This window comes from Amycolatopsis sp. NPDC088138 (assembly GCF_044741685.1).
Lineage (GTDB): Bacteria > Actinomycetota > Actinomycetes > Mycobacteriales > Pseudonocardiaceae > Amycolatopsis.
The window spans coordinates 423,524-432,632 of the sequence record NZ_JBIUTB010000009.1 but is presented as its reverse complement, the minus strand read 5'-3'; the positions used below and the strand labels follow the sequence as shown (position 1 = coordinate 432,632).

6 protein-coding genes and 6 tRNA genes are annotated in these 9,109 nt (G+C 71.2%); all 12 read left to right on the top strand.

Annotated features, from left to right (window positions below; translation table 11 throughout):
• The first annotated feature begins 129 nt into the window (after positions 1–129).
• The 12 genes from ACIOD2_RS46460 (at position 130) to ACIOD2_RS46405 (ending at position 8,870) form a co-directional block, all read left to right on the top strand.
• On the top strand, positions 130–1,152 hold the full coding sequence (locus ACIOD2_RS46460) for an aldo/keto reductase (RefSeq protein WP_400552069.1): 1,023 nt from the start codon (positions 130–132) through the stop codon (positions 1,150–1,152).
• Positions 1,153–1,429: 277 nt separating this feature from the next.
• Positions 1,430–1,512 (top strand) — tRNA-Tyr (locus ACIOD2_RS46455).
• 8 nt (positions 1,513–1,520) lie between these two features.
• Positions 1,521–1,592 (top strand) — tRNA-Glu (locus ACIOD2_RS46450).
• Between the two features lies 1 nt (position 1,593).
• Positions 1,594–1,667, top strand: a tRNA-Leu gene (locus ACIOD2_RS46445).
• A gap of 36 nt (positions 1,668–1,703) precedes the next feature.
• A tRNA-Ser gene (locus tag ACIOD2_RS46440) sits at positions 1,704–1,795 on the top strand.
• A 4-nt stretch (positions 1,796–1,799) separates the two neighbouring features.
• Positions 1,800–1,871 (top strand) — tRNA-Arg (locus tag ACIOD2_RS46435).
• Positions 1,872–1,969: 98 nt separating this feature from the next.
• Positions 1,970–2,045 (top strand) — tRNA-Cys (locus ACIOD2_RS46430).
• 153 nt (positions 2,046–2,198) lie between these two features.
• On the top strand, positions 2,199–2,927 hold the full coding sequence (locus ACIOD2_RS46425) for a type 1 glutamine amidotransferase domain-containing protein (RefSeq protein ID WP_400552068.1): 729 nt from the start codon (positions 2,199–2,201) through the stop codon (positions 2,925–2,927).
• 86 nt (positions 2,928–3,013) lie between these two features.
• A complete protein-coding gene (locus tag ACIOD2_RS46420; protein WP_400552067.1) occupies positions 3,014–3,577 on the top strand; it encodes a CGNR zinc finger domain-containing protein in 564 nt (187 codons plus the stop codon).
• A 37-nt stretch (positions 3,578–3,614) separates the two neighbouring features.
• Positions 3,615–4,217: a TetR/AcrR family transcriptional regulator gene (locus tag ACIOD2_RS46415; protein ID WP_400552066.1), complete on the top strand. Its 603-nt coding sequence runs from the start codon at positions 3,615–3,617 to the stop codon at positions 4,215–4,217.
• Between the two features lie 41 nt (positions 4,218–4,258).
• Positions 4,259–5,752: a carboxylesterase/lipase family protein gene (locus ACIOD2_RS46410; RefSeq protein WP_400552065.1), complete on the top strand. Its 1,494-nt coding sequence runs from the start codon at positions 4,259–4,261 to the stop codon at positions 5,750–5,752.
• Positions 5,753–5,837: 85 nt separating this feature from the next.
• Entirely contained in the window at positions 5,838–8,870 is a 3,033-nt protein-coding gene (locus tag ACIOD2_RS46405) for an MGH1-like glycoside hydrolase domain-containing protein (protein ID WP_400552064.1), read from the top strand.
• Positions 8,871–9,109 lie beyond the last annotated feature (239 nt).

The following is a 9,109-nucleotide window of genomic DNA, read 5'->3' as shown; positions in this document are numbered from 1 at the left end:
CCCCGCGCGGTGGGGTCGCCCCCCGCCGCGTGCGCCGCCCCGGGGGGCGCCCCCCCCCCCCCCCGGCCCGCCCGGGGGGGGGGGGGGCCCCCCCCCCCCCCCACTCCTCCGCTCCCCCAAGGAAACCCCATGCAGACCCGCCCACTCGGCCGCACCGGCATCCAGGTCAGCGCCTACACCCTGGGCACGATGATGTTCGGCCCGTACGGCAATCCCGACCCCGACGACTGCGTCCGCATCGTCCACCGCGCCCTCGACGGTGGCATCAATTTCATCGACACCGCCGACGTCTACGGCGGCGACGGCGAATCCGAGAAGATCGTCGGGAAGGCCCTGCGCGGCCGCCGTGACGACGTCGTCCTCGCCACGAAGTTCAACGGCCCGATGGGCGACGACCTCAACCGGCGCGGCAGCTCCCGCCGGTGGATCGTCACCGCCGTCGAAGGATCGCTGCGCCGCCTGGGCGTCGACCACATCGACCTCTACCAGGCCCACCACCCCGAACCCGGCACCGACGTCGAGGAAACCCTGGGCGCGCTGACGGATCTGCTGCGCGCGGGCAAGGTCCGCGCGATCGGCCACTCCAACCTGCCCGCGTCGGACATCGTCGAAGCCCAGTGGGTGGCCGAAAAACGCGGGCTGGCGCGCTTCCGGTCCGAGCAGCCGCACTACTCGATCCTCAACCGCGGCGTCGAACGCGAGATCCTGCCGGTCTGCGAGCGTTACGGGCTCGGTGTCCTGGTGTGGAGCCCGCTGGCGATGGGCCTGCTGGCCGGCCGCCTTCGCAAGGGCAGCACCGAAACGGCGTCGCCCGGCCGGCTGCACTGGGCGCGGCAGCACATGACCGACGAACGCAAGCTCGACGCCGTCGAAGCCCTCGCCGGGATCGCCGACCAGGCCGGGCTTTCGCTGCCCCACCTCGCGCTGGCGTTCGTGACCGCCCACCCCGCGGTCACCTCGGCGATCATCGGCCCGCGCACGCCCGAGCAGCTGGACGACCTGCTCGCGGGAGCCGGCACGCACCTCGACGACGACCTGCTCGACCGCATCGACGAGATCGTGGCGCCGGGAACCGACGTCGGACCGATCGACGTCGCGTACGTTCCCCCGGCGATCGCGCAGCCGAAACTCCGCCGGCGCATTCCCGGGTAAATGCGTTGACTCTCGCATGAGATCACGTGACGATACGTCTACACGCACAAACGAGGAGCCATCATGACGACCATGCGAACGCGACTGGAACGGCGCAACGCCGTCTCCTGTCTCGGTTCCGCGTGCTCGTCGCTCGGCCGCGAGAGGTATTGCCTCCTGGCCACCACCGGCTCCTCGCCATGACGTGAAACGCGTCTAGGCCTGGGAGCCGCCCGTCGGGAAACCGATCCGGGCGGCTTTCGTTATTTGGCGTGCGCGGAAATTGTTTTATCGACGCGGTGGAGCCGGGGCTGTGGAGCCCCACCCGGCCGTAAACCGGTGGTCCTCGTGACACAGAGGGTTCGACTCCCTCCTCCACCACTTCACCCGGCGCGTTGGTCCAGCGGTACGGATCCCCGGTTCTCACCCGGGAGACCCGGGTTCGACTCCCGGACGCGCTACGCGGCTCTAGCCCAACCGGCAGAGGCACCTGGCTCAGAACCAGGCCAGTCGGGGTTCGAATCCCCGGGGCCGCACGCGGAACACCCGGCAAGGAATCCCTTGTCGGGCAAGGAGGATTGGCCGAGTCCGGTAAGGCAGCCGTCCCGAAAACGGTGGTCGGGCGTGACGAGCGCCCGCGCAGGTTCGATTCCTGCATCCTCCGCCCCGCCCCTGTGGTCCAGCGGATACGACTCCGGCGTCCGAAGCCGGCGACGCAGGTTCGACTCCTGCCGAGGGCCACCGCGCGCGGTTCGGCAACCAGCCCGGTCTCATAACCCGGGCTCACGTGGGTCGGCACCACGGCGCGCGACCACGGACCAGGCCCGGCCTGGTCCCCCGGCCCATCGCACGACGGTCGTGACGCGGCCTGCAAAGCCGCGGTGAACACCGGGTTCGACTCCCGGGTGGGCCTCGCCAGCTCCAGGCCTCATCGTTCCGTTAACCTCGAACCTTATTAGAAAGTAACTTCGGCTGCCAAACTGGCCTGAGGTTGCCTGCTAATTGACTTTGGTGCTAACGTCCACCGTACTGCAGCGGCACCCGCCGCCAGCTACGGAAGGATCGTCATGACCTCAGTGCTTCTCGTCGTCTCCAGCGCCGACGCCTGGACCCTCAAGGACGGCAGCCGGCACCCGACCGGGTTCTGGGCCAGCGAGTTCATCGACCCGCACCGCGTGTTCACCGAGGCCGGCTACGACATCACCGTCGCCTCCCCCGGCGGCATCACCCCGACCGTGGACGAGTTCAGCCTTTCCCCGGCGATGAACGGCAACGATCAGTCTTCGATCGACGCGCAGCGCGCCTACCTGGCCGCACTGGGGAGCACGCTGACCCACCCCGCACGCCTGGAGGACATCGACGCCGACGCCTACGACGCCGTGTACGTCTCCGGCGGCCACGGCCCGATGGAGGACCTGGCCGAGAACGCGAAGATCGGCGAGATCTACGCGGCGCTGCTGCCCGACCCGGACAAGGTCGTCGCGGCCGTCTGCCACGGTGTCGGTGCGTTCCTGCCCGCCCGCAACACAGAGGGCAGCTGGGCGTTCGCCGGCCGGAAGATCACCGGCTTCACCAACGAGGAAGAGACCGCCGTCGGGTTCGGCGACAAGGCACCGTGGCTCCTGGAGACCCGGCTGCGCGCCGCCGGAGCCGACTTCGACGGCGGGGATCCCTTCGTCCCGAACGTGGTCGTCGACGGCAACGTGGTCACCGGGCAGAACCCCGCGTCCGCGGAGCCCGCGGCCGAAGCCGTCGTCAAGCTCCTGTCCGCCGTCGCGACGAGGCAGCCGTCCTGAGCCGCCCACCCGCCGGGAATACGATCAGGAAGGACCACTCCGGACGGTAGGTTCCGAGGGAGTGCGGCGGAGACGGAGAGGTGACGGTGGAGGAGACCACGGGCAAGGCGGCGGTCGACCTGCTGCTGGGATTCGTCAACACCCGGCCCGCCGGCAACGGCGATCCGGAACGCCTGGGCGGCGCGCCGGACCTGGCGAAGTGGATCCGGGCGGCGGGTCTCGGCGACGACGACCTGCGAGTCACCGACGCCGACGCGGCCGTCGCCCGCGAACTGCGCGCGGCACTGGTGACCCTGTTGCTGTCCCATGTGGACGTCGAGGAGCACGAGGGCGCCGTGGCCGGCGCCGAAGAGTACCTGCGGCGTACCGCCGAGCTGTACCCGCTGGTCGCGGTGGTCACCGAGCGCGGCTGCGAGCTCGCCCCGTCCCAGCGCGGGGTGCCCGGCGTTTTCGGCGCGCTCTTCGCCGCACTCTCGCAGGCCACGGCGTCCGGGGCGTGGCCGCGGATGAAGATGTGCCGCAACCTGCCCTGCCACGTCGGTTTCCTCGACAAGACCCGCAACTCCGGCGGGCTGTACTGCAGTTCGGCCTGCAGCAGCCAGGTCTCCATGCGCTCCTACCGTCAGCGCCGGAAGTCGAACCCGAGCTGAGCCGGCCGGCTCGTCGACCCGTACTAATGTTGGGCCCATGGGCACCTCGCAGCCGGCGCCGCTCCCCGTTCAGAAGCGGGCTTGGGACACGCGTGAGCGCATTCTGGCCGCCGCGGTCGCCTGCCTCGCCGAGGACGGCTACGCCGCCACGACCACTTCGCGCATCCAGGAACGCGCCGGCGTCTCGCGCGGGAGCCTGCTGCACCAGTTCCCCTCACGCGACGACCTGCTGATCGCCGCGGTGCAGCACCTGGCCATCCAGCGCTCCGGGCAGGTCGACGTGCCCGAGGCGGCCGGGACGATCGACGACGCGATCGAGCAGATCTGGCTCACCTTCCACGGCCCGCTCTTCAAGGCCGCCCTGCAGCTGTGGGTCGCGGCGCAGCACAACCCGCAGCTCGCGGAGGCCCTGCGGCCCCCGGAGCACGAGCTGGGCCGGCACATCCGCGAGCTGATCACCGGCCTGTTCGGGCCGGAGCTCGTCGCGCATCCCGCCTTCGCCGACTTCGCGCCCGTGCTGCTGGCGAGCATGCGCGGCGTCGCCCTGACCTACACCTTCGAGCCGCGCGACCACCGCGGCGACCCGAACCTCGCGACGTGGAAGCGGCTGGCCCATCGCCTGCTCGACCCGGAAAACTAGTACGACTTGACTATTTAGGTCCGGGCCGGGAGGCTGCGGACATGACAAGCGTCGCCTTCCCGCGCGTCCGCACCGAGAACGGCGTGGTCCAGGGCCTCGAGAGCACCGGCCTGCACCACTTCCGCAACATCCCCTACGCCGCCCCGCCGTTCGGGCCGCGCCGGTTCCTGCCGCCGCAGCCCGCCGCGGACTGGGACGGCGTCCGCGACGCCACCGAGCCCGGGCCCGCCGCGCCGCAGGTGGCGGAGGAGAACCCGCTCGGCGCGATCTACGCGGTGCCCGAGACCGGCGAGGACTGCCTGACCCTCGAGGTGTGGACGCCCGATCCCGGCCGCGCGAACCTGCCCGTGATGGTGCACATCCACGGCGGCGGGTACATCTACGGCTCCGGCTCGTTGCCCGGCTACAGCGGCAAGAACTTCGCGCGTGACGGCGTCGTGCACGTCGGCATCAACTACCGGCTGGGCATCGACGGCTTCCTGTACCTCGGCGAGGGGCACGACAACCTCGGGCTGCGCGACCAGTCCGCGGCGCTCGCCTGGGTGCAGCGCAACATCGCCGCGTTCGGCGGGGACCCCGCGCGGGTGACGATCTTCGGGCAGTCCGGCGGGGGTGTCAGCGTGATGAACCACCTCGCCCTGCCCGCCTCCCGCGGCGCGTTCGCCGGCGCGATCGCCCAGAGCGGGTGTTCGATGGCGTCCGTGGACGCCGACGAGGCGTGGCGCGTGACCCGCCAGGTGGCGCGCGACCTCGGGGTCGCGCCGACCGTGGCGGGATTGTCGTCGGTCAGCCTCGATCGGACGGCCGCGGCGTCGTTCAAGGCGTTGAAGCGGTACGCCCTGGGCCTGGTCCGAGGTGATCGCCGGGCGCTGCTGCTCAGCCCGTTCCGCGGGGTGCACGGCACGGAGTTCCTGCCGGCGAACCCGGTCCGGAGCGCTGGTGGCACGCCGGGGGTCCCGCTGCTGGCCGGAACCGCGCGCAACGAGGCCGGGCCGCTGATCGAGGGCATCGCGAGCGTCGCGGGGCCGGTCGCGCCGTTGATCCGCCTGGGCCTGCGCCGCACGCTCGGGATGGACGGCCCGACCGTGCGCGCCTACCGCGAAGGCCCGCGTCACGTCCGCGGGCTGGCCGCACTCGTCGAGGCCGGCTGGTCGGACTGGGGGTTCCGGATCCCGACGATCCGCCTGCTCGAAGCGCGCCCCGAGCCGTCGTGGTTGTACGAGTTCCGTTGGCAGCGCGAGGGAATCCCGCCGGGCACGGGCGCGTTCCACGCCGTCGACCTGCCGTTCGTGCGCGACGACCTCGAAACGGTCATGGCCCTGGGAGAGCCCGCGATCGCCCAGTTCGGCACCCACCCGCCGCGGGAACTGGCGCGGCGCGTGCACGCCGACTTCGTCCGCTTCGCCACGACGGGCGATCCCGGCTGGCCTCGGTACGAGCGGACCGACCGGCAGACCATGGTCTACGACCAGGAGTCCCAGGTCGTCCAGGACGCCGCGGGCACCGAGCGAGCCGCCTGGGACAGCCGACGGTAGAGCCGGGGTGTTCCCTTTTGAGTGATTCTGAGCGATAGTGGTCGAGTCTGAGTTTTACAACGTTGTAAACCTGCGGGAGGACTCGATGCGCGGGCGACTGTCCTGGGGAAGTCTCTGGCTGGCCGCGGCGGCCCTGCTCGCGCAGGCGGCGCTCGGCGGGGTCGCCGACGCGGCCGAAGGCACCGCCCGTCCGGCACCCGGGGGCGGGACGCACTTCCTCGACCACTCCGCCGCCCTCGCCGGGTACTCCGACCCCGCTTGGTACGAGGCGAACATCCCGTTCGTGGACCTGCCCGACACCACGATGCAGAGCGTCTACTACTACCGCTGGCGCGTCTTCAAGGAGCACCTGCGCTATACCGATCCCGTCAACGGCTGGATCTCGACGGAGTTCCTCGACTGCTGCGGTTACGCCGCGCCCTACCAGGCGATCAACGCGGCCGCCGGGCACCAGCTGACCGAAGGACGCTGGCTGCGCGACCCCGAGTACGGCCAGGACTACCTCAAGTTCTGGCTCACCGGTCCCGGCGCCGGCCCCAAGCCCGCCACGGACGACGTCAACGCCGACACCACCGACTGGGCTCACGAGTACAGCGTCTGGCTGGCCACGTCCGCCTACGGCCAGGCCCAGGTGAGCGGGGACTTCGCGCCGCTGCGCGAGCTGCTTCCGTCGCTGGTGCGCCAGTACCGCGGCTGGGACAAGCAGTTCAACGCCGGCCTCGGCCTCTACTGGTCGGTGCCGGTCTGGGACGCCATGGAGTTCTCCGCTTCGTCGTACGAGTCGCCCGAGCCGTACCACGGCGGCGCCGGTTACCGCCCGACGCTCAACTCCTACCAGTACGGTGACGCCGTCGCGATCAGCCGCATCGCGGACTCCGTCGGCGACCACAAGCTCGCCGGCGAGTACGCCCAGCGCGCCGCCAAGCTGAAGGCCGCGCTGCAGAAGTGGCTGTGGGACCCGAAACGCGGCTTCTACTACGCCATGGCCCGCGACGACAACCCGGACCACAAGCTGTCCGGCAGCCGCGAACAGATCGGCTACCTCCCGTGGATGTTCGGCGCCGCCCAGCCGGCCGACGCCACGGCGTGGTCCCAGCTGCTCGACCCCAGCGGGTTCGCGAGCGCCTTCGGGCCGACCACCGCCGAGCGCCGCAGCCCGTTCTTCATGAAGGACGCCGGATCGTGCTGCCGCTGGGACGGGCCCAGCTGGCCGTTCGCCACCTCCCAGTCCCTCACCGGTCTCGCCAACCTGCTCGACGACTACCCGGCCCAGCGCACGGTGTCCAAAGAGGACTACGCGACCGCGCTGGCCACCTACGCCCGGACCCAGACCAAGGACGGCAAGCCGTACGTCGCCGAGGCGCACGACCCGGACCGCGACGCGTGGATCTACGACGGCCAGAACCACAGCGAGGACTACAACCACTCGACCTACACCGACCTGGTCCTGTCCGGGCTGCTCGGCCTGCGCCCGCAAACCGGTGACACCCTGGAGGTCCGGCCGCCCACACCGTCCACATGGGACCACTTCGCCGCCGAAAACGTGCCGTACCACGGGCACAACGTCACCGTGCTGTGGGACAGGGACGGCAAGCACTACGGCCAGGGCGCCGGGATGCGCCTCTACGTCGACGGACGGCTCGTCCAGCGCTCCGCGACGCTGCGGAACACCACGATCGACGTCGGCCGCACGCAGGTCGCCCCGCGGAACGATCTCGTCAACGACGCCGCCAACCCGCTGCGCACCGGTTATCCCCGCCCGATCACCTCGTACACCTTCCCCAACGACAACGCGTGGAACGCCGTGGACGGCAAGGTCTGGTACAACGAGGTGCCCGAGAACACCCGGTGGACGAACTACGCCTCGCCGAACGCGAACGACTTCTACGGCGTCGACTTCGGTGCACCCACGGCGGTCGGCGACATCCGCTGGAACGGCTACGACGACGGTGGTGGCGTCAGACCGGCCGCCGCCTACCGCCTGGAGTACTGGACGGGGTCGGCCTGGCAGGAGGTCCCCGGCCAGATCCGCGAGCAGGCGAGCCCGGCAGGCAACGGCGTCAACCGCATCACCTTCCCCACCCTGACCACCAGCAAGGTCCGGCTCGTGTTCACCAACCCGCCGGGCGCCTTCGTCGGCGTCACCGAGTTCCAGTCCTGGACGCCGTCGAGCCCGGACGCGCGGATCACCGCCGGGCCGGCCAACGCCAACGGCGTCATCACGGTCAGCCGGAGCACGCCGCTGACCGTCACGGTCCGCAACACGACGTCGAGCCCGCTCGTCACCCCGCGGGTGAGCCTCGCCGTGCCGGACGGCTGGACGGCGGCGCCCGCCGGACGGCCCGCCACCACGATCCCACCCGGCCAGCCGCGGACGTGGGCGTTTACGTTGACGGCACCGGCGGACGCCGAGCCGGGCAGCGCCGCGGCGTTGACCGCGACGGTGTCATACCGCGGCCCCGGCGGCCGCCCGGAAAGCACGCACCAGCGCCAAAACCTGCAGATCGCCCACCCGCCCGGGCAGCAGAACCCGGTCGGCGCCTGGAACTTCGACGAAGGCAGCGGCACCGTCGCCCACGACAGCGCGGGCACGCACGACGCCACCTTGACCGGCGGGTGGGTTCCCGGCGTGACCGGCACGGCCCTGCAGCTCGACGGCTCGAGCCAGTACGCGGAAACGAGCGGACCCGTGCTGGACACCACCGGGAACTACTCGGCCGGCGCCTGGGTCCGGCTGGACCGCACGGGTTCGTGGGCCACCGCGGTCAGCCAGGACGGCAACCCGAGCAGCGCGTTCTACCTCCAGTACTCCGCGGCCGACGACCGGCTGGCGTTCTCGACCAGCTCGGGCCGCGCACTATCGGACGTCGCCCCGCAGCCGGGCCGCTGGTACCACCTGATCGGGGTGCACGACGCGGACGCCGGCACCTACGTCCTGTACGTCGACGGCGTGGCACAGGCCAAGACCTGGAGCCAGTCCGCCGGAGACGCCGCACCCGGCCCGCTGGCCATCGGCCGCGCAGTATCGGGCGGTAACCACAGCGATTTCTGGCCCGGCAGTGTGGACGGCGTCCAGGTGTGGAACCGGGCGCTGACGGCGAGCGAGATCAAGCCCTGACGTAGACGGACCGCGGTAGGTCTCCGGCCCGCCGCGGTCACGGTCCTGGACGCCGGAACGCGCGTGGTTCCGACCCACGCGCCAGAGCGTGGTCGCCGCGCAAGCGAGACCAAAGCCGGCACCGCAATCACACCCTGACGTAGACCGACCGCAAGCGCGCGAGGTAGGCCTCCGGCCCGCCGCGGTCACGGTCCTGAGCACCGGAACGCGCGTGGTTCCGACCCACGCACCAGAGCGGT

What these genes read in the sequence shown, in the direction of transcription:
- ACIOD2_RS46405 (WP_400552064.1), top strand. Translation starts at nt 5,838, where the DNA reads ATGCGCGGGCGACTGTCCTGGGGAAGTCTCTGGCTGGCCGCGGCGGCC.
- ACIOD2_RS46415 (WP_400552066.1), top strand. Translation starts at nt 3,615, where the DNA reads ATGGGCACCTCGCAGCCGGCGCCGCTCCCCGTTCAGAAGCGGGCTTGG.
- ACIOD2_RS46410 (WP_400552065.1), top strand. Translation starts at nt 4,259, where the DNA reads ATGACAAGCGTCGCCTTCCCGCGCGTCCGCACCGAGAACGGCGTGGTC.
- ACIOD2_RS46425 (WP_400552068.1), top strand. Translation starts at nt 2,199, where the DNA reads ATGACCTCAGTGCTTCTCGTCGTCTCCAGCGCCGACGCCTGGACCCTC.
- ACIOD2_RS46460 (WP_400552069.1), top strand. Translation starts at nt 130, where the DNA reads ATGCAGACCCGCCCACTCGGCCGCACCGGCATCCAGGTCAGCGCCTAC.